We start from the raw sequence: 20,420 nt of genomic DNA, 5'->3' as shown, positions 1-20,420 counted from the left end.
GTCCAGTCAGTTAGAACAAGCAGAAAAACAACAGCAAAGTATGCAGGCATTAATAGATATTAAAAGCGATTTGACTATGGAAGAAGCCTACCGGATCCAACTCGTAAATATCGAGAAAAAAGTAAACGAGGGCCATCAGGTGGTGGGTAAGAAGATCGGGTTAACTTCTATTGCCATGCAAGAGCTGTTAGGAGTAGATGAACCTGATTACGGACATCTCCTGGATACTATGGCAGTTGAAAATGGCGGGGAAATTCCCCCACATAGAGTCCTGCAGCCAAAAGTAGAAGGGGAGGTAGCCTTTATATTAAAAGAAGAATTGCGAGGGCCTTCTATCACTGTGGAAGATGTCATTAAAGCCACAGAATCTGTGATGCCGGCCATTGAGATAGTAGATAGCAGGATTTCTGATTGGAAAATCACCCTCCCGGACACCATTGCTGATAACGCATCATCTGGCCTGTATGTACTTGGTGATAACGCTGTCCCTATTCAAGGGGTAAACCTTCCGCGGCTGAACATGGAACTTTTTCAGAATGGGGAGCGGGTGAATACAGGAAAAGGTTCTGCAGCGCTGGGAAATCCGGCCAAATGTGTCGCATGGCTTGCAAATAAGCTGGCTAAATATGATATTTCCTTGAAGAAAGGTGAAGTGATTTTGTCAGGGGCGTTGTCTGCAGCAGTTAATGCAAAGCCGGGCGATGAATTTTCTGTAAGGATCGACCAGCTGGGTGAAGCTTCTGTAAGATTTACCAAATAAAATACATAAAGACGGAAGGAGCGTAAGTTTTTGAAAACCAAAGCAATAGATTTGAAAAAGTTAGCAGAGCACGTGGATAGACATCAAAATGATGCAGAGGAAATGGAAAAGCTAACCCTCCAATATCCTGATTTATCAGTAGAAGATGCTTATAAAATACAAAGTTTGTGGGGGGAGCTGGCAGGCGCACGTGGAGATCGAATGATTGGCTGGAAAATGGGACTGACGAGCCGGGCTAAACAAGAATCTGTGGGAGTCAAAGAACCGATATATGGACGTCTTACTCAGTCGATGGAAGTAGCTGATCGAAAATTGGAACTTAGTGGGTTAATTCATCCAAGGGTAGAACCGGAAGTTGCTTTCGTAATGAAAGATGAATTGAAGGGAGAGAACCTTACTCCCAGGGATATTTGGGCAGCGACAGACTTCATCATGCCTGCAGTAGAAGTGATTGATAGTCGTTATAAAAATTTTTCCTTCACGTTAGAAGATGTAGTGGCTGATAACGCATCCTCTTCCAAGTTTTTTCTTGGAGATCAAGCCTATTCGCCGTACCATACTTCTCTTAGTGATATGCCAGTGTCACTCTATAAAAATGGTGAGGTTGTTCAATCCGGCTCGGGTGCTGCCGTCCTTGGCCATCCCGTTCGTTCCATTATGGAACTTGCCAAGATGATTAATCGACTTGGTCTGTCCATTGATCCTGGAATGGTTATCCTGACTGGAGGAATTACGGAAGCTGTACATGTCTACGATGGAGATGATATTGAAGTGGATTTCGGCACGTTAGGAAAAATGAAATTGGATGTCACTGCTTCATAAGGAGGTATAATCATGCCCGTTGCTTTCCTCCATATCGTGAAGGGACGTAGTGAAGATACAAAAAAACAATTAATAAAAGAAGTAAATGAAGCCATTGTCCGAAGTTTAACGATTGATTCAGAAAAAGTACGTATCATCATTCAAGAAGTTGAAAAGGAAAACTGGGCTGTTGCCGGTGTAACAAAAGCCGACAGTGAGAATGAAAAGTGATTGGTAAGCTTGTTAACTTCTACTGAAAGAGGTGGTCCCTATGAAAGCGCATGATAATAGAACACCAGATTTACCGGGAGCGGTGGTCGCCATTGGTGCTTTTGATGGTGTACACCGCGGCCACCAGAAAGTCATCTTACAGGCCGTCCAAAGAAGTAAGGAACTCATGGTTCCAAGCTTAGTTTACACATTCGATCCTCCTCCCCGATCTTATTTTCAAGGCGCCAAGGTTTTAACGACAGTGGAAGAAAAAATTAGCAGAATAGCCACGTTAGGGGTTGACCATATTGTAGTAGCCAACTTTGATCAATCCTATATTAATAGGTCTGCTGATAGTTTTATTGAGGAACTTACAAGAGTTTCTCCAAAAGAAATAAATGTAGGGCGGGATTTCCGGTTTGGAAAGAATCGAACTGGTGATGTGACCAAATTATCAAAGCATTTCCAGGTTAGTTTAACTGAGACCGTTCGTTGTGCTGGAGGTGACACCATCTCTTCCACGAGAATTCGCAAACTATTGCTGCAAGGAAAGCATTACGAAGCAGCTTTGTTATTAGGATGGGAACAACCAGCCCCTGTCTACTAGAGAGATAGTGAAAAGTCCTTCCCGATTGCTTATTAAATTAATAGGAGGAAATTTTATGAATAAAAGATTATATCTGCTCGTATTTGCATTCATGTTGTTGGCACTAGGAGCTTGTAATAACTCTTCCGATACCGGTGCAACTCAAGATGCCAATGCACAGGACGGTGAGACTTATTCATTTAAATTGGCACATATCACTCCCCCTTCTCACATGTGGCATAAAGGAGCTGAAAAATTCAAGGAAGAACTTGATCAAAGGTCTGATGGAAGAATGCAACTGGAAATATACCCTTCCAGCCAACTTGGTACAGAAGCAGATATGGTAGAACAAATTGTAGGAGGCTCCATTGATTTTGGATTAATAACTGCAGCTTATATGAGTTCCCGAGAGGAAGCGTTTGCTGCCTGGTTCACTCCTTACGCCTTTGAAGATCTGGAAGCCGCAAATGATGCGAGAGATTCGGATGTGGCTAAAAAGATACTTGGCACTTTAGATCAACAGGGATTAGTGGGATTGGATTACCTTTTTGCAGGACAGCGCGTAATGCTTTTTAAAGATAAGGAAGTAAAAAGCACAGAAGATATGGATGGCTTGAAGCTGCGTGTAACCCCTAGTCCTCCGATGCAGGATTTCTATACATCGACAGGGGCTGGCACCGAGGGGCTTCCACTGCCGGAAGTATATTCAGCAGTACAGACTGGGGTCATTGATGGAATGGATATGGATCTCGATGCTGCCATCACAAATAAATATTACGAAGTTGTCGATCACGGGGCTGTTACCAACCACATGGTCTGGCCTGCAATTGCTATGGCGAATAAATCTACCTTCGAAGGTATGTCCGAAGCCGACCAGCAAATTGTTAGAGAATCTATTAAAGCAGCAGCTGAATATACGGCTATGACAAGAGCAGAACAAGAAGAGGAATTCAAACAGGAGTTACAAGATAATGGCATGAATATCTATGAGCTCGATTCCTCTGTATTTAGTGAACAGATTGAAATGTTCGATGAAAAATACGGAGCGAAGGATCCGCTTATTCAAGAGTTCATTGATACATTTCGATAAGACCTAGGGGGTTGAACAGATGAAGGCAATTAGTTATGGGATTTCAAAAATAGAAAGAATACTTGCGGTTATCCTGATGTTTTGTATGGCTGTCGTTTTGGCTGTTGCGGTAGTATTTCGTTATCTGTTGCAATCTCCTTTATCGTGGGCAGGTGAAGTTTCCATTTTCCTGTTGATTTGGATCAGCTTTATTGGTGGCAGTCTGGGACTGAAATATAAGTCCCAGGCTAGTGTCACGATAGTAATGGAGTTCATTCCTGACAATATAAGAAAACTCATATCCGTTATTGGGCATATTTTTATGCTCCTTTTTCTACTTATATTGATCTTCTACAGTGTGAATTGGATTTTATCCCCAAGCGTTGCCTACCAAAAATCAACTACATTGCTATTGCCTATGTGGATTCCCTATATGGCTGTTCCACTTGGGCTTAGCTTTGCAGCCATTCATCTATTTTCCAATCTAATTGACTTTTTCAGAAAGGATGAGAGTCAATGAGTGTTTTAGTTGTGATTATGTTTTTTGTTTTTTTATTTATGGCAATACCAATTTCACTTGTCCTGGGTATGACAACGATCTTGTACTTTTTAGTGGAGGGGAATACTACTTTGATGGAGTCCGCCCCCATGAGGATGTACTCTGGACTAGATAACTTCGGTTTGTTGGCTATTCCGTTGTTCATGCTGGCAGGAGAATTGATGAATGGGGGAGGCATCACAACAAGACTTGTGAAGTTTGCTAAAGTTCTATTTGGTCATGTTAGGGGAGGGTTAGCTTATGTGACTGTGGTATCCAATATGTTTCTAGCCTCTATTTTGGGGTCTGCTAATGCACAAGCAGCTATGATGAGTAAAGTAATGGTGCCTGAAATGGAAAGGGAAGGTTACAATAAGGATTTTTCTTCTGCCCTGACATTGGCATCATCAATCGTAGCACCTATTATTCCCCCAAGTATGATATTCATTATATATGGGACCTTGTCGGGGACGTCGATAGGTGGTTTGTTTATGGCTGGTATTATACCAGGACTCCTATATGGGATAGGTTTTATAGTGCTGATCAGTTTAATAGGATACAAATATAACTTCCAGAAAAGTAAACGAGCATCATGGAAAGAAATCTTTAAAAGTACATTTAGTGTATTACCAGCTTTATTAGTTCCTTTCATTATAATAGCTGGTATTATCAGCGGTGCGTTTACAGCGACGGAGTCAGCAGCAATAGCATCTGTGGTTGCCTATATTGTAGGAGCTTTTTTTTACAAAGAGCTTAAGTGGAGAAAAATTCCCGATATTCTTATCAACACGGTACTCACCTCGGCAACGGTTACCTTCCTTATTGCAATGGCCAATATCTTTGGATGGATGATTGCGTTTGAACAAATTCCTCAAGCGATAGTTACTGGGATGACATCTTTGTCTGATAACCCAATTGTGTTTTTACTGTTAGTGAATATTTTTCTTCTATTGTTAGGAGCCGTTTTGGATGGAATAGCAGCTTTAATCATACTGGTTCCTGTATTTATGCCACTGCTTACAACATTTGAAATTGACCCGATCCATTTCGGGGTTATCATCTGTATCAATTTAACGATAGGCTTGTTAACTCCACCAGTTGGTACTGGGCTATTTATCGTTTCCTCTATTGCAGAGGTCCGTTTTGAAAAACTGGTCCAGGCAGTAGCACCATTTCTGATCATGGGGATACTTATACTATTTGTTATTACCTACTGGGAAAATGCTACAATGTGGATTCCTAATTGGTTAGGATTATAATGGAATTCCTGGTAATCCCAGGTTTTACATAAAGTAAAATCAATATAGGGCGGGTAGGAATGAGTAATACAGACGATCGTCATTACTAGCAAGACTATTAATATATCCCTGTGTTTACCTGGTAAACTATCGTTGAAAATTTTCTATTATTCCACCTGAAAGCAAAAAACTGCTGGAATTCCAGCAGTTTTTTTATATGCTTAATTCTGTACAACAGGTTTGCTCTCTACAGCTTGATGAGGTTTTTCTTTAGATAAAAACCAGCCTCCAACACCAATGGAAAGCAGGACAGACCAGAAGGTTATTTTCCAGCCGGCACTTTTAGCAAAGCCTTCTGTAAGGATGGCGAGTTCTGGATGAGCCAGGGTATAGACGGCTAGCTTAACACCAACCCAGGCGACAATCAGGTAGGCAGCAGTTTCGAGACCTGGTCTACGGTCGAGCAGGCCGACAAAATAGCTGGCTGCAAATCGCATGATTATAAGGCCGATGATTCCTCCAGCAAGGATGACGGCGAAGTGACCGCCATCCATGCCACCAATTTCAGGCATGCTGGTCATTGGTAATGTGACTGCTAAGGCAACAGCAGCGAGAATGGAGTCGACGGCAAATGCAATGTCAGCCAACTCTACTTTAATAACAGTTGCCCAGAATCCTGACCCCTTTTTCACTTCTTTTACAGCTTTCAACTTCGGCTTCAGTACATGCTTTTTCAATAGGTGATAGACAGCAATGCCGAACAAGTAGAGGGCACCGATCGCCTGAACCTGCCAAATGTGCACCAGGTAGGAAATGATGAACAAAGATCCGAAGCGGAATACAAATGCGCCAGCTAACCCATAAAATAATGCTTTTTTTCTTTTTTCCGCCGGCAGGTGTTTTACCATCGTAGCAATGACGAGGGCGTTATCTGCTGCCAAAATACCTTCTAAACCAATGAGAATCAATAATACCCATCCATATTCCATCAATAAAGAAATGTCCAATTCATGTGCTCCTTTATATTAGTTGTTTTTTAATTACTAATGATGATTTCGTCATGATCAAAGCTTTTGACATCATCCTTAAAAACAATCTTTGTTCGTAAGCGGTAGGTAATGGTATCTGTGGTGGGTGGAAGTTCTTCCGGTAACTGATAGTGGAAAGGGATTTCCGTTTTATCATTCGCTTCAATAGTCTTTGACATTAATACCGTGGTTACGGGCTCGACGAATTCTGGTTTTCTGCCAGTTTGTTCTTTCACCAAGTCGCACTCCAGCCGGTTCACCCTCTGGCTTACCCAGCCGCCATGTAAATGAAAGGAACCGGAGACGGTGCTGCCAGGGGTGAGCTCGTTCCTATTTAAGATCAAATCCACTTTAGGTGATCCGATTTTTAGCTTGCTTAACACTTTCGTAATCAACGATGTTACCTCCCTGATCTAAAGTTGACATAAAGGATGTTTTACCTCGTTACCCACATATTTGAAGTGATAGATATAAAGATTAAATACTGTCCTCCCCCTTACAGGCAATAAAAAAACCTTTACCAATGACATGGTAAAGGTCTTATGAAGTCCATATTGATACCTTTACCGCATTAGGCAAAGGTCTCGCAAACAACGTAATGTTGCCAGTTAAGCCGGTGATCAATGATCACGTATTGTCGACATAACTGTCAGCTACTCCCCTTTGGAGTTTTATTCAATTTGATAAAGCTTAAACCTGTATATATAATAATACAATTTTTGGAATCTGTCTATCTATTTTTTTCCCTTTAAATAAGTTTTTACGTTATTTCCAGGCGAACGGCGTTTCCTGATATACATAGTAATTCAGCCAATTATAGAACATTAAATACGCATGAGAACGCCAGCGGTTTAATGGCTTCTTCTCTGGGTCATTGTCGGGGAAATAATCAACAGGTACATGAGGATCCAGCCCTCTATTTGTATCCCTGTGGTATTCGTCTCCTAGTGTTTCGGCATCATACTCAATGTGGCCGGTGATCATTACGTGTTTTTGATCCTTCGAAAGGATCGTACATGGGCCAGCTTCCTCAGAAGAAGATAAGAGAATCAGGTCATCGTGTGCCAGTATTTCTTCCTCAGGAACACTGGTATAACGAGAGTGAGGCACCACAAATTCATCATCACTGCCTCGGGCAAGCTTAATATTGTCCTGTAGTAAGCGATGTTTAAAAACTCCGGTCAACTTTTGAGGCAATTCATATTTACCAATACCATAATGGTGATAAAGTGCGGCTTGAGCCCCCCAGCATATATGCATGACGGAAGTGACATGGTCTTTTGTCCATTCCATAATTTCCGTAAGTTCTTCCCAGTATACCACTTCTTCGAACGGCAACTGTTCAATTGGCGCGCCGGTCACGATCATGCCGTCAAAACGCTGGTGTTTGATATCTTTGAAGCTTTTATAGAATTGCTGCAAGTGTGACTTGCTCACATTTTTCGACTCATAAGTAGCGGTATGTAAAAACTCGACATTTACTTGAAGTGGAGAGTTACTGAGCAACCGCAGCAATTGAGTCTCGGTCCGTTCTTTTTCTGGCATCAGGTTCAGGATCAGTATGTTCAAAGGACGGATCTCCTGGGTTTTCGCCCGTTCTTCGTCCATCGTAAAAATGTTCTCTTCTGAAAGAATTTCTCCTGCTGGTAAATCTTTGGGAATATTGATAGGCAAACCAAGTTCCTCCTTCGAAAAAAGAATAATATACTCATTATAGCGGCGTAATTTAACGAGAGCAATGGAGATGCAAGATAAATATCATTCTATTCAGAAGTTTTTGTAAGTGAAGGATTTTAGCTTATGAGCGATTTAAAAAGAAGCCCTGCAATAAGAGCTTCTACGGTTCAACTGTCTTTGGTATTCTGTTACTTTATGTGAGCATCTACCTCTACTCTTTTTATTCCGCAGTCTTCGAGCGCTTGGTGAAGACTTGCGAATGTCTTGATCCCTTTGAAGTTGATACCTAATGAAGTGATGGTTTGAGCTATTTTAGGACGGATTCCGCTGATTCGGGTGTCGATGCCAAGGAGGCTCAATGAATTGATGATTGTGAACAACTCATTACTTACCATAGTGTCTAATACTGGAACACCAGAAATATCAAATATCACTTCTTCGAGGCCAAGACGATTTGCTTCTGTCAGGGCGACTTCATTAATTAAAGCGGCCCGGCGGGTATCGATAGCCCCGACAAGCGGGATGACGGCAAGTCCTTCTGCGATCGGCACCATAGGAACTGACAGCTCTTCCAGGGCACTATGCGCGGTATCTGCTATCATCTGCTGGTGTTCTTCATGTACTCTGCCATATACGCGGGTTACGATATCGACGAGCCGGTCAATTTTCCTGGATATTTCAATGACTGTCCTTGGAGTGATATGTTCCTGATCTAATTCCTCCTGAAAAAATTGCCAGATGGTGGGTTGAAAGAAGGAGAGGACCCGAAGAGCCTCCGTCAGGGATACATGATAGTCGATCGTTCGTTTAGCAGCTACTTCTGCCCACTCATAAACCTTTTGCTGCACTTCTTTTTCATCTTTATATAAAACTTCTCCGAAGGATTTGAATAAATCCGCTCGAATTTTATAATATTCCGCTTCGGGCATACCGGTTTCAGCGAAATTTTCCGGATATACCTTCATTACTTCTTCATTAAAGGTTTCTGTCAATTCATAACGATGATCTACTATTTTTTCTCCGATATATCTGAATTCCTTCTCCATCAAATTACTCCTTTAAGTTTGACTTATAGTTGAAGAAGACGCTAACAATCAATCCTTTATATAATACCAAATAATTGGAGATATACAAGTAAAGGATAAACAGCACAGCAAATGGATGTAATCGATTTCAATTACTGCTTGACAATAGATAAAAGCAATTATACGATAAATGAAGAGAAACTAGTAGAGGTCGTTGTTTGACCTTGTTATTTTTTTGTCTATTTGTGCAATCGATTGCACATTAACGATATAATTTAACGACAACAGGTTAGGAGCAGTCTATTATGAGCAGAAAATGGTGGAAAGAAGCAGTAGCATATCAAGTATATCCGCGAAGTTTTATGGATTCAAATGGAGATGGCATCGGCGACATACAGGGTGTTATTTCCAAGCTGGATTATCTGATGGATCTTGGAATAGATGTGATTTGGATTTGTCCGATTTACAGCTCGCCGAATGATGATAATGGTTATGATATCAGTGATTATAAAGGTATCATGGAGGAGTTTGGAACAATGGCTGATTTCGATCAGCTGTTGAGAGAGGTTCATAAGCGTGGTATGCGACTGATCATGGATCTTGTCATCAACCATACTTCTGATGAGCATCCGTGGTTTATCGAATCCCGCTCTTCCAAAGACAATCCATTTCGGGACTATTATATTTGGCATCCTGGAAAAGACGGCAAGGAGCCGAACAACTGGGAATCAATTTTTGGCGGGTCAGCATGGGAGTTTGATGCGAAGACCAAGGAGTATTACATGCATGTGTTTTCCCGGAAGCAACCCGATTTGAATTGGGAGAATCCGGAAGTGCGTGAAAATCTTTATGAAATGGTCAATTGGTGGCTCGATAAAGGGATTGACGGATTCCGAATCGATGCGATTTCCCATATTAAAAAGATCCCGGGCTTCCCAGATCTCCCTAACCCGGAAAACAAGAAGTTTGTCCCTTCCTTCGAAGGTCATATGAACCGTGAAGGCATTCAGATTTTTCTGGAAGAATTGAAAGAAAAGACATTTGACAATTACGACATTATGACTGTTGGTGAAGCTAACGGTGTTAAAGTCGAGCAAGCCGATAAATGGGTCGGGGAGGAAAACGGCAAGTTCAATATGATCTTCCAATTCGAGCATCTTGACCTCTGGGGTAAAAATACCGATGGCGGACTTGATATCCACTCCTTGAAAGAAATTTTAACCAAATGGCAGAAGGGGCTGGAAGGCAGGGGGTGGAATGCTTTATTCCTGGAAAACCATGACCAGCCGAGATCTGTTTCGACCTGGGGAAATGATAAGGAATTTCTGGATAAGTCGGCAAAATGTCTGGCGACCATGTACTTTTTGATGCAGGGAACGCCGTTCATTTACCAGGGGCAGGAGATCGGGATGACCAATACTAAGTTTGATTCCATCGAGGACTATAATGATGTAGCCATTAAAAATATGTACTTCAACGAATTAGAAGAGGGGAAATCTCACGAAGAGATCATGGAGGTCATTTGGAAAAACGGCCGCGACAATTCAAGGACGCCGATGCAATGGAACGATACCAGGAATGCCGGTTTTACAACTGGGACGCCGTGGTTGAAGCTTAATCCGAATTATGCAGAAATCAATGTACAAAAAGGGATAGAGGATCCAAACTCCATTTACCATTACTACAAACAGCTGATTGATTTGAGAAAAGGGAGTGACGTTCTTATCTATGGCAGCTATGACCTTGTATTAGAAGACCACGATAGTATTTATGCTTATACTCGCGCGTTGGAGGATGAGGTTGTATTGGTTGTCACGAATCTTTTTGAAGAAGATGCTGATTTTGAGCTGCCGGCAAACTTACAGAATAAAGAGGCAGAGCTTTTGCTCAGCAACTATGAGATTGATTCAGAGGAAAATTTAAAATCTGTTAAATTCAAGCCTTATGAGGCTCGAGTTTATAAATTTAAATAATAACAAGAAATGCACCTGTCAACGATCGATTGGTGCATTTCTTTAATTGGCGATGGGGAGGATGGAAAAATCAAGTTATTGCATCTAGCTTCTTTCTATTGTAAAGTGTGAAAATAGTGCATGAGCAAACCATAATTAAATCGAGATCTTATCAAGAGAAGCAGAGGGACTGGTCCGATGAAGCTTCAGCAACCTCCTGGATAGGAAGGTGCTAATTCCAGCAAGTCATGGTACTTGGCAGATAAGCAGGAAAATAACCAGTAACTTCTTGCGTCTGCAAGAAGTTTTTTTCATGGTCAAAATTACAACAGGAATGGGCATAATAAAAGTGGAGGTTTTTTATATGCAAAGTGAAAAAATAACAGGGAATCCGTTCGCGCTGATTCCGTTTGGTATGTTCATTTTATTATTTATCGGATCTGGTCTTATTACAGGTGATTTCTATCAGATGCCGGTCATTGTGGCGGTGTTCGTTGCTATATTTGCCGCCTTGTTTATGAACCGCAAAGAAACATTCCAAACGAAAGTAATGCAGCTTGCGGAAGGGGGCGGGCATCCGAACATCATTCTGATGGTCATCATCTTCTTATTAGCAGGCGCGTTTGCTTCTGTAGCGGAAGGAATGGGAGCGGTTGACTCGACGGTGAATTTGGGTCTTACCATACTTCCGCAAAGCCTGCTTGTCGTTGGGTTGTTCGTGATTGGCTGTTTCATTTCAATTTCCATGGGGACTTCGGTTGGGACAATTGTGGCGCTGGCTCCAATTGGACTGGGAGTTGCTGAACAGACAGGTGTCCCGGTGGCGTTAGTAATGGGTGCTATAATCAGCGGTGCGATGTTCGGGGACAACCTGTCGATCATTTCTGATACGACAATTGCTGCTGTTCGGACACAAGGGACAAAAATGAAAGACAAGTTTAAAGCGAACTTTTTTATTGTTTTACCCGCTGCCGTAATAACTGCTGTCATTTTCGGTGTGTTAAGTGCCGATGCAGCAGGTTCTATTGAGGAAAGCCACCCATTCAACTTCGTCAAAGTACTGCCATACCTTGGAGTACTTGGATTTGCTATCGCTGGTGTCAATGTGATTTTTGTGTTGATTGGCGGTATCATTTTTGCTGGAGTTGTCGGCCTGGCACTTGGAGAATTTTCCATAATGGACTTTGTGACGTTGATCAGTGAAGGTTTTACTGGTATGCAGGAACTGACGATGCTCGTCATCTTGCTTGGCGGATTGGTTGAACTGATTCGGAGAAATGGCGGTATTGAATTTTTGCTGGAAAGGATCACGAATCGAATCCATAGCAATAAAGGTGGGGAATCAGGGATTGCTGGTCTGGTCTCAGCAGTGAATCTCGCGACAGCGAATAATACGATTTCCATTATTACGGCCGGGCCGCTTGCCAAACAAATTTCTGAACGGTTTGCTATTGATAACCGGAGGTCGGCAAGCCTGCTTGATATCTTTTCAAGCGCGGTACAGGGCTTAATTCCTTATGGAGCTCAAATCCTTGCAGCTGCCGGGGTAGCAAAGATTTCACCGGTGGAAATCGTCCCTTACAGTTTTTATCCGATACTGCTTGCTTTGTCTGGCCTACTGGCCATTGTTTTCCGATTTCCGAAGTTTACCAGGACACCAACTGAAAAAAGGGAAGAAGTAGAGATCAGAACATAAGGTTCCGCGGAGAGCGGAACCTTTTTTTAATAAAACACTACCTACGTGTAAGCCAGGTTTTCTAAGGAAATTGGATAATATTGAAAACTTTTGGCTATGTCATTCGTACATATAGAAAGGTGGAAAACCAACAGCAAATGAAAAGAATATACAGTAACGTGGGAATAATGAGGATGCTGATATGGACAGAGAAGTGATGGTCGTTCTAATTAGCTTACCTATTGTCTCATAACAAGACTTCAATTCTCTCTTTTTTTAAAAACTGTCTCTCTTTCGGAAAAATTTGTCTCTCTTATTTTCAAAAATGTCTAATATAATTGGTGCGGTTTCACTCATATAACATGACATGGCTCAATTATCATGGTTTTGTCTCTTATATTTACAAATCCTGCAATGGCCAAAAGAGGAAGCGCATTTTCCCGATGACCTAAAGGAGTAGCAGTTTTATCAAACCACCGAGCAGCAAAAGTATAGAACCGGCTAAGAGGGCTATTTTGGTAGGACGGTTTGCTTTATGAAAGATACGTGGGAACATTTTCAACACCTCACTTATTCGTTTATTTCTTACAGTATGTATACTAATTAGCTTTCAAAAAAGCTTCATGATTTTACTGGAAAAACTTAGTTACCGCCAAGTCCATATGGGGAAAGCCTTAGATTTTATTAAAGTATAAAAAATACACCCGAAAATCGGGTGCATGTTCAATCATCATTATCTTCATTAAACCAAAGCGGGGAATCGTTTTCCGTTTCGCCATTATAGTTGATGAAGATTTCTTCTCCAGCTTTTATATCCTTGAAAGCGTAGAACTCAAATGAGTGATTATCAAAATTTATTTCGTAATATGCGTTCGGCTGGTAGGAATGGTTGAAAAACATCCCATATCCTAACAAAAATGCCGTGTGGTTTTTGCCATACTCGAATACATAGTCGCCCAGGTGAGTTTTCTCAATATGCTCATGTTCTTCATTCGGATAAGGGAGTACTGGTGCCTGGTGAATCAGTTCACCTTCTGCTATATCTTTTGTAGCAAATACGCCTTTATCAAGTTCGTCATCAGAAATAGTAGATGTTTTTACTTCTATCAAAATTTCACCGTCGCCTTCTTATTTTCTTTGGGTATAACTTCCCCATTCTGACAGGTCATATTCAATAATGCAATGGTTGAACACGAAAGGGAGATGCTTCTATTGAAAAAATTAATGACAATCACCGCCATATTGTATTTCATACTTGCTGGATGCAGCACTCAAAAAATGCATACTTACGATACTTCCAGTGTGGAAGAAGCCGTGGATGCGTTAAGTTTTGATCCATTGGTGCCAAAGGAAATACCATTCGAACCTAGTGATATACAGGTCGATACTCCGGAGATGGGAGAAGGGAAAATGCTTGCTATTCAGTATACTAGTGAAGGAAATGAATCTTTTTTATTCCGAGCCATTAATGAGAATGGGAATGCCCTGGATTTTACAACAGAGGATATAGAAATCAGTGACTCCCAACAGGGGCGATATGGTAAGAATGGTGATCTAAAAACGTTAAGATGGAAAAATGATGAGGTGAATTATGAAGTATTTGCAAACGATGATATCAGTAAAAGTCAGCTATTAGAGGTAGCAAGGAAGGCAGAAGCTATAAAATAATTCTTATTCCCTGATTACTTGTATATAAGTGTTGCCTGGTGAATACATTTAATAAGCTATTCTTCAAAGCAATCGACCAACGATATAATTCACACAAAAGGGGATAAGGTCATGCGTGAAAAATCACCACCCAATAGCCATGCTGTCATATCTTTAGTTCTCGGAGTTTTGTCCTGATGCCTTTAGCAGGAATCGTACTTGGGGTAATCGGTATTATTTTTGCAAAGAAAGCAAGGAAGGAAATGGATCAAAAGAATGAAGACGGCAAAGGGTTGGCCACTACAGGGATGATATGTAGTGTTGCCGGCGTTATCATTCAGCTATTGGTAGTGGTGATCGTTTTATCGATATCTTTTTTTAGACTCAGTTAATCGCAGGAAGAAGTGATCCAAGTGAAAGCAGGGTTAGAGTTTCTGGCTGGTTTATTGTTGATTATCGGCTGGTTTACAACTGGTATTGGCATTTATTTTTTAATTGTTTCCTTTATTGCAGGTGGCACGCTGATCGCTGCCAGCCTATGTTTGCTGGGAATTCTGTGTATTTTTACATCAAAGCAAATAGATAAACATATACTTGCTGCATAAAACAAATAAAGCGATGAAACCAGCATCATGGTTTCATCGCTTTTTCATTACCTTAACCTGCCGCTGTAACTTTATACGGTGGCAGACTTTGCTGCAACGTATTGATTTCTTCTGTTGTCAATGGGACCATCGGAAGGCGAACGTCGCCGACATGGATGCCCATCAGGTTTAAGGCTGCTTTTACTGGAGAAGGACTTGGCTGGGCAAACATTGCTTTCATCACCGGAAGGATTTCCTGGTGAATTGTAGCTGCGCGTTTGACATCTCCGTAATTATAACTGTTGACCATTTCCTGCATTTCATTACCGAGGATATGAGCAGATACAGATACAACTCCTGTTCCGCCAATCGCTAACACAGGCAGGGTCAAGCCGTCATCACCGCTGTACAAGGTGAACTCTGCATCGGTTTTTGTGATGATTTCTGTCATCGCATCTAAATCACCACTTGCTTCTTTTACAGAAACGATATTCTCAATTTCAGATAAGCGGATAATTGTTTCCGGTGCAATTTTTGCTGCACTTCGTCCTGGAATGTTGTACAACATCACAGGCAATGAAGTTGCTTCAGCGACTGCTTTATAGTGCTGGTACAGCCCTTTCTGGGAAGGCTTGTTGTAATACGGGGTTGTAAGCATGATTGCATCAACACCCGTTTGTTCTGCCTGTTTGGTCAAATCGATGGATGATCGTGTATTATTGGAACCGGTTCCTGCAATGACTGCCGCTCGTCCCTCTGCGACCTGGGCAACGAAGCGGAATAACTCAAGCTTTTCAGAGTCTGACAATGTAGGGGATTCACCCGTCGTCCCCGCTACTACTAAACCGTCCGAACCGTTAGAAATTAAGTAGTTGACTAATGTACGTGTAGCATTGAAATCGATCTCGCCATTTTGATCAAATGGGGTAACCATAGCGGTTAATACCTGGCCGAAATTCATAGCTTTTCACACCCTTTTGTAAAATTTTAAATAAGAGGCGTTTTATAGAGCCATTCCCATTTATCGCATTAAAAAAACAACAACGAGGGATCGCTGTTGCAGTAGAAACGTGTATACTCCGTTCCTTTGCGTAAGATAGCCCTCCATATAGTCGCCTATATGACAGTCCTGTATTTATTCAATAGCAGACCCAACGTTGAGAACATGAGTTTCTCTTCGCTTCGGCGAATTCCCCTTTCCACAATTCTCGCTGGACCTCATGATCCTCCTATTGTGTACTGATGGTCTTCGCACCTCTATCCCGCTTCAACTTATTGAAGCAAGAAAAATATTTAATTGATTGTACTTTAACAAAAATTCGTCAAGATTTCAAGAGGAGAGGAAAGAAAAATTGTGATTATCTTATTATTTTTAAGGGAACACAACTAGTAGTGGAAGGTGACATGTTGTCATGGAAAAAGATTGACTTATGACACTGTGTCATATATTATTAAAGTATAGCATGACATAATGTCACATTGAGGTGCATACACATATGGAAATCAATCCTATTTATGTAGAGAGACTGAAGAAGCTGGCTTTTGATTTACAAGGTAAAGGAATAGATGTGAAATTTTGTAAAAAACCAATGATTAAGGAACTGGCGCAAAGGGAAGATTGAATAGTACATTCATTTCTTATCCTTCATCAAAGTTTAATTTTGTTAAAGGATTAAAGTATAAGAAAAGGGGAAATTACATGAATTTTTCCATGACGGATATGCCGAATTCTGTCAAGCAAGAGGTGGAGGAGTTAGAGAGAAACCTATCTCCTGTTACTAAAAAAGCAGCTAAATATGTTTTCTTGTCTTTCCCTTTAATAGCAATCTCGGTAGTGAACTTGCTGACAGTTTTATTTATGCTGCCTGACGAACAGGTTAACTGGATCTCAGTAGGTATTTATGCTCTAATTGGAGCAGTCGGTATGGCATTATCTAAAGAAGCAAAGCATAAGCAAATCGAAATTCAGGAGCGCAGCGTCCGTTACATTGTGGAACGTATCGGAAGAAGCGATGTTGCAACTGAACAGGCCAAAAAGGATTACACCGATCAGGTGAAATCCCAGCCGATGAATGCAATGAAGCATTTTGTAGCGTTTTTAGAAGAAGAAAAAAGACAGGAAAAACTTAATTTATATAGAGGGTTTTAGAAAAAGAAACACCACTTGCTGGTGTTTCTTTACATAGAGAATGGTGGGAGTACATTGCCGAAACAAACATTTTTCAATTTGCCGGAAGAGAAGAAACAAATCCTGTTACAATCTGCGGAGAAAGAATTTTCCCGTGTCCCATTATTTGAAGCCTCGATAGCGAATATCATCAAAGCTGCCGGAATACCACGCGGCAGCTTTTATCAGTATTTCGAAGGGAAAGAAGACATCTACTTTTATCTTCTCGATAAGATGGCGAAGCAACGGAAGGACAAATTCATCAGTTTTTTGCAACACCATGATGGGGACCTGATTGAAGCGATGATAGTCATGTTTGAATGTATGCTGCATGAGGAGGAACATATCAGTTTCATGAAGAATGCTTTTCTTAATATGACGCACAAAGTCGAACATAGTTTTCTTGGGATATTCAGTGATGAGGAAAGTGTCGATGACTTCAATGAAGTCAGTGCTCAAATAGATAAACGTAAACTCAATATTGTGGGTGATCAGGAGTTATATCATATCATGCAAATTCTCACTGCGGTTACCTTCCGCAACTTCGTTGAGAAATTCGCCCAGGGATTGTCTGAAGAGCAGGCAATGGAGACCTATCTAATGGAAATGAATTTATTGAAAAAAGGAATATATATCGGTTAACTGTAAGACTGCCTCCTATGTGAGAGGCAGTCTTTTTTGGACACTTAGCTGGTTCTCTATCCACAGTCTTTGGTCTAATAGGAGAAAGGTTGTGTTTTACTTTGGAAAATGGCTGGAAGCTGAAAAAAGTAGTAGAATGAAAAGAATGTATCTGTTATGAAGAAGAGGTGTTTTGATGAATCGGCTATCATCATGGGGGACAGCTGCTGCATCACTGCAGTGGTTGTTTTTCATTTTTGCAAATACGGTAGTGGTACCGATTTCGGTAGGGGCTGCTTTTGGATTATCTCAAGAAGAAATTGCCTCCATCCTAAGAAGCGCACTGATTTTTACAGGAATAGCCTGTGTATTGCAAGGGTGGATCGGTCACCGCTATCCACTTATGGAAGGGCCTTCTGGGGTCATATGGGGGTTAATATTAAACCTTAGCGTAGCGGCATCAGCAATGGGGATGAGTTTGACTTCCATTGGAGGTGGCATTGCTACGGGTATGATTCTTGCCGGGGTTGTCGTCCTTTTATTGGGTTTATTCAACATGCTTACTTTTATACAGCGGATATTTACGCCAATGGTAATGAGTGTTTATTTGTTTTTATTGACCTTCCAACTGATACTTATCTTCTTTGAGGGCATGCTGAAAGTGGATAAAGGAGGTACGCTGAATATACCTGTCAGCTTGTTTTCTTTTGGAATTGTCATACTTGTCAGCTTGCTGAAGATAAAAGGGAAGCCTACCGTGAGTAATTTTGCAATTTTGATTGGAATGGTTGCTGGATGGGTGCTTTATCTGATACTTTTTCCTTCTGAACAGGGAACTGTCATTCAATCGAATGGTGGGCTGCTATTGTTCCCGTTTGGTCCTCCTAACCTGAATATAGGAATTATCGTGATTACCTTTTTAGCCAGTATGATTAATTTAAGCAATACGATTGCTTCCGTTCGTGCTGCTTCTCAGTTATTAGGAAAAACTCCGACTGATAGACAGTTCCTCCGCTCTTACATGCTTACTGGGAGTTATTCGGTGACAGCGGGTGTGTTCGGGCTTGTATCTTATGCCCCATTTGCATCGTCGGTTGGATTTTTGGAAAGCACCCGTATTTTCAATCGTAAGCCGTTCCTGATTGGGGGAGGGCTGATGTCATTATTAGGCATCATCCCCATCCTCGGTGGGGTGCTGGCAACTTTGCCGATTACTGTTGGGAATGCTGTTTTGTTTGTTGCTTACTTGCAACTTTTCGGCACTTCACTTAAGAGCCTGGGTGGGTATCAGTTTAATTCGGTTACGATTCATCGACTGGCAGGGCCGGTACTAGTGGGTGTAGGGATCATGTTTGTTGATCCTTCCTTGTTTAATCAGCTTCCAGCATTGGTGCAGCCGCTTGTCTCGAATGGTTTTATTGTTGGAGTCCTGGTGGCCATCCTTTTAGAGAAGTCAATAAATTGGGAAAAGTACGAGGAAGGTTCAGAAGAACAGCAGGCTATGAAAAAAAGCAGCTGACTTTTTATAATATCCAAAGAAACTGGATACAGGCTGAGGAGAGGGTAACCCCTTCTCCTTTTTCAATGCCAAAATTTAACTGTGCGTCTCTTTCACATGAACGATGCGTATCTTTGCCATACTATCCGTGGGAGGATGCCTATGCTTAATGTGATAGTAACCGTTTTATTTTTTATACAACCGATGACTTATGATGAAGATTTAGCGATCACCCACGATGATGAGGTGATTCAGCACATCAACCGTCATCAATTTGTTGAAAACGAACTGCTTGATCCTTTTTTTAACCTGGAAAAAATTCACCAACTGGTCGTCCAGGTAGAGAGGGAAGTACATGAACAAGCTAAAAATGCCAAGATCGAGAAGAACGGGAATATAAACCAGGAGAAAGTCGGACGCCAGTTGCACCGGGAAAGATTCATCGAAGGGTTGTTCAGCTATTTGTACGGGAGTGGAGGCTCGAAAATCGAGGTGCCAGAACTGACTGTTCATCCAAAAGTGGACAGCGAATTGCTGGCAAACATCCGAACACAGGAAATTGGAAGTTATGTCACTTATTTCAACCCTAAAAACAAAGAACGGTCCCACAATATCCGGCTTGCTGCTGAAGCAATTGACAGCCATGTGGTTTTTCCGGGAGAAACATTTTCTTTCAATGAGGTAGTGGGCAAACGAACAAAAGAGAAAGGGTATAAGCCTGCCCCTGTTATCGTCAAAGGGGAAGTGACAGAAGGGATAGGCGGAGGGATCTGTCAAATTTCATCCACGATGTATAATGCAGTGGATAATGCCGGAGTGAAGATTCTTGAGCGCTATTCCCATAGCAAGCGAGTCCCCTATGTTCCTGAAGGAAGAGATGCTACCGTCAGCTGGTACGGGCCCGATTTCACCTTTAAAAATGTGTACAATCAACCATTGCTGATCCGGACAAACGTAATAAATGGACAAGTGAGTATCAAAGTTTACTCCTCTGATGTAGTGGATTTCGAATCGCGTAAAATTCCCGGAGCAACAAAGAAACTGCCGGAAGAAATTGAATTGGATTCTTTAGATTAAGGCTCTGTTAAACTTTGTTTTTGATTTTTCATAATAGCTTTATTACACAATAGGACCGAAAAGTCGAAGACTTGATTTCGAGACAATGGGTAAGAGAAAGGGGCGTTGGGGAACAACTCGCTTTCCGTGGGCGAGTGATGAGCCTCCTGATATGAACGAAACTGTCAAGTCTCCCACTCTCCAAGGTTTTTTAAATTATTTTTGGGCAATTTTAAGAAGAGAAGCTGTTTTGGCTTCTTTCTTTGGTTACTCTTATTAGCCATTCTG

General features: G+C 41.4%; 23 protein-coding genes and 2 riboswitches. Of the genes, 17 read left to right on the top strand and 6 right to left on the bottom strand.

Features of this window, described 5'->3' with window-relative positions; all coding sequences use genetic code 11:
* The first annotated feature begins 40 nt into the window (after window positions 1-40).
* The 7 genes from ACGTNI_RS12605 to ACGTNI_RS12575 are packed head-to-tail and all read left to right on the top strand — an operon-like array spanning window position 41 to window position 5,223.
* The gene (locus ACGTNI_RS12605) at window positions 41-760 is read left to right on the top strand and encodes a 2-keto-4-pentenoate hydratase (RefSeq protein ID WP_394463090.1); all 720 of its coding nucleotides are present in this window, start codon (window positions 41-43) and stop codon (window positions 758-760) included.
* A gap of 30 nt (window positions 761-790) precedes the next feature.
* Window positions 791-1,582 carry a 2-keto-4-pentenoate hydratase gene (locus ACGTNI_RS12600; RefSeq protein WP_394462907.1) on the top strand — a complete coding sequence of 264 codons (792 nt, stop codon included), beginning with the start codon at window positions 791-793 and terminating at the stop codon, window positions 1,580-1,582.
* A 12-nt stretch (window positions 1,583-1,594) separates the two neighbouring features.
* Complete coding sequence (locus ACGTNI_RS12595; RefSeq protein ID WP_394462905.1) at window positions 1,595-1,792, top strand: 2-hydroxymuconate tautomerase family protein; 198 nt, start codon at window positions 1,595-1,597, stop codon at window positions 1,790-1,792.
* Between the two features lie 40 nt (window positions 1,793-1,832).
* Complete coding sequence (locus ACGTNI_RS12590; protein WP_394462903.1) at window positions 1,833-2,378, top strand: FAD synthetase; 546 nt, start codon at window positions 1,833-1,835, stop codon at window positions 2,376-2,378.
* A 55-nt stretch (window positions 2,379-2,433) separates the two neighbouring features.
* Window positions 2,434-3,447, top strand: coding sequence for a TRAP transporter substrate-binding protein (locus ACGTNI_RS12585; RefSeq protein WP_394462901.1), 1,014 nt, complete (start codon window positions 2,434-2,436; stop codon window positions 3,445-3,447).
* A 19-nt stretch (window positions 3,448-3,466) separates the two neighbouring features.
* Window positions 3,467-3,946 (top strand): TRAP transporter small permease, encoded by a 480-nt coding sequence (locus ACGTNI_RS12580; RefSeq protein ID WP_394462899.1) that lies wholly within the window; start codon window positions 3,467-3,469, stop codon window positions 3,944-3,946.
* Window positions 3,943-5,223, top strand: coding sequence for a TRAP transporter large permease (locus ACGTNI_RS12575; protein WP_394462897.1), 1,281 nt, complete (start codon window positions 3,943-3,945; stop codon window positions 5,221-5,223). Before ACGTNI_RS12580 ends, ACGTNI_RS12575 begins: the two co-directional genes overlap by 4 nt.
* 200 nt (window positions 5,224-5,423) lie before the next feature.
* Here the strand turns inward: ACGTNI_RS12575 and ACGTNI_RS12570 are convergent, their stop codons facing one another.
* From ACGTNI_RS12570 to ACGTNI_RS12555, 4 genes are all read right to left on the bottom strand, one after another.
* Window positions 5,424-6,209, bottom strand: coding sequence for a TerC family protein (locus ACGTNI_RS12570; protein WP_394462895.1), 786 nt, complete (start codon window positions 6,207-6,209; stop codon window positions 5,424-5,426).
* Between the two features lie 29 nt (window positions 6,210-6,238).
* A complete protein-coding gene (locus ACGTNI_RS12565) occupies window positions 6,239-6,625 on the bottom strand; it encodes a sporulation protein (RefSeq protein ID WP_394462893.1) in 387 nt (128 codons plus the stop codon).
* Between the two features lie 370 nt (window positions 6,626-6,995).
* The gene (gene metA / locus ACGTNI_RS12560; RefSeq protein ID WP_394462891.1) at window positions 6,996-7,904 is read right to left on the bottom strand and encodes a homoserine O-acetyltransferase MetA; all 909 of its coding nucleotides are present in this window, start codon (window positions 7,902-7,904) and stop codon (window positions 6,996-6,998) included.
* A 191-nt stretch (window positions 7,905-8,095) separates the two neighbouring features.
* Window positions 8,096-8,953 carry an STAS domain-containing protein gene (locus ACGTNI_RS12555; protein ID WP_394462890.1) on the bottom strand — a complete coding sequence of 286 codons (858 nt, stop codon included), beginning with the start codon at window positions 8,951-8,953 and terminating at the stop codon, window positions 8,096-8,098.
* A 284-nt stretch (window positions 8,954-9,237) separates the two neighbouring features.
* On the opposite strand from ACGTNI_RS12555, the gene ACGTNI_RS12550 reads away from it, so the two are divergent.
* Both ACGTNI_RS12550 and ACGTNI_RS12545 read left to right on the top strand, forming a co-directional pair.
* Window positions 9,238-10,905 (top strand): glycoside hydrolase family 13 protein, encoded by a 1,668-nt coding sequence (locus ACGTNI_RS12550; protein WP_394462889.1) that lies wholly within the window; start codon window positions 9,238-9,240, stop codon window positions 10,903-10,905.
* Window positions 10,906-11,050: 145 nt separating this feature from the next.
* Window positions 11,051-11,153, top strand: a riboswitch (SAM riboswitch).
* A 95-nt stretch (window positions 11,154-11,248) separates the two neighbouring features.
* Complete coding sequence (locus tag ACGTNI_RS12545) at window positions 11,249-12,580, top strand: Na+/H+ antiporter NhaC family protein (protein WP_394462888.1); 1,332 nt, start codon at window positions 11,249-11,251, stop codon at window positions 12,578-12,580.
* Between the two features lie 702 nt (window positions 12,581-13,282).
* Here the strand turns inward: ACGTNI_RS12545 and ACGTNI_RS12540 are convergent.
* Window positions 13,283-13,669: an SET domain-containing protein gene (locus ACGTNI_RS12540; protein ID WP_085505383.1), complete on the bottom strand. Its 387-nt coding sequence runs from the start codon at window positions 13,667-13,669 to the stop codon at window positions 13,283-13,285.
* A 102-nt stretch (window positions 13,670-13,771) separates the two neighbouring features.
* Here ACGTNI_RS12540 and ACGTNI_RS12535 point away from each other — a divergent pair, with 102 nt between their 5' ends.
* From ACGTNI_RS12535 to ACGTNI_RS12525, 3 genes are all read left to right on the top strand, one after another.
* Window positions 13,772-14,227 carry a DUF4367 domain-containing protein gene (locus ACGTNI_RS12535; protein ID WP_394462887.1) on the top strand — a complete coding sequence of 152 codons (456 nt, stop codon included), beginning with the start codon at window positions 13,772-13,774 and terminating at the stop codon, window positions 14,225-14,227.
* A gap of 176 nt (window positions 14,228-14,403) precedes the next feature.
* Window positions 14,404-14,598: a DUF4190 domain-containing protein gene (locus ACGTNI_RS12530; RefSeq protein ID WP_394462885.1), complete on the top strand. Its 195-nt coding sequence runs from the start codon at window positions 14,404-14,406 to the stop codon at window positions 14,596-14,598.
* Between the two features lie 21 nt (window positions 14,599-14,619).
* On the top strand, window positions 14,620-14,811 hold the full coding sequence (locus ACGTNI_RS12525; protein WP_394462883.1) for a hypothetical protein: 192 nt from the start codon (window positions 14,620-14,622) through the stop codon (window positions 14,809-14,811).
* Window positions 14,812-14,863: 52 nt separating this feature from the next.
* Here ACGTNI_RS12525 and dapA read toward each other — a convergent pair whose 3' ends face one another.
* Window positions 14,864-15,751 (bottom strand): 4-hydroxy-tetrahydrodipicolinate synthase, encoded by an 888-nt coding sequence (gene dapA, locus ACGTNI_RS12520; RefSeq protein ID WP_394462881.1) that lies wholly within the window; start codon window positions 15,749-15,751, stop codon window positions 14,864-14,866.
* A 128-nt stretch (window positions 15,752-15,879) separates the two neighbouring features.
* Window positions 15,880-16,058, bottom strand: a riboswitch (Lysine riboswitch).
* Window positions 16,059-16,286: 228 nt separating this feature from the next.
* Here dapA and ACGTNI_RS12515 point away from each other — a divergent pair.
* The 5 genes from ACGTNI_RS12515 (at window position 16,287) to ACGTNI_RS12495 (ending at window position 20,153) form a co-directional block, all read left to right on the top strand.
* The gene (locus ACGTNI_RS12515; RefSeq protein WP_394462879.1) at window positions 16,287-16,412 is read left to right on the top strand and encodes a hypothetical protein; all 126 of its coding nucleotides are present in this window, start codon (window positions 16,287-16,289) and stop codon (window positions 16,410-16,412) included.
* A gap of 77 nt (window positions 16,413-16,489) precedes the next feature.
* Window positions 16,490-16,939 (top strand): DUF5392 family protein, encoded by a 450-nt coding sequence (locus ACGTNI_RS12510; protein ID WP_394462877.1) that lies wholly within the window; start codon window positions 16,490-16,492, stop codon window positions 16,937-16,939.
* A 54-nt stretch (window positions 16,940-16,993) separates the two neighbouring features.
* Window positions 16,994-17,599, top strand: a complete 606-nt coding sequence (locus ACGTNI_RS12505; protein ID WP_394462875.1) for a TetR/AcrR family transcriptional regulator — start codon at window positions 16,994-16,996, stop codon at window positions 17,597-17,599.
* Between the two features lie 175 nt (window positions 17,600-17,774).
* Complete coding sequence (locus ACGTNI_RS12500; protein ID WP_394462873.1) at window positions 17,775-19,097, top strand: uracil/xanthine transporter; 1,323 nt, start codon at window positions 17,775-17,777, stop codon at window positions 19,095-19,097.
* A 141-nt stretch (window positions 19,098-19,238) separates the two neighbouring features.
* Window positions 19,239-20,153: a VanW family protein gene (locus ACGTNI_RS12495; RefSeq protein WP_394462871.1), complete on the top strand. Its 915-nt coding sequence runs from the start codon at window positions 19,239-19,241 to the stop codon at window positions 20,151-20,153.
* Window positions 20,154-20,420 lie beyond the last annotated feature (267 nt).

The organism is Thalassobacillus sp. B23F22_16 (genome assembly GCF_043496955.1).
Classification (GTDB): Bacteria; Bacillota; Bacilli; order Bacillales; family Halobacillaceae; genus Thalassobacillus; species Thalassobacillus devorans_A.
Note: the sequence above shows the minus strand (reverse complement) of the source record. Positions and strands in the feature narration are given on the sequence as shown.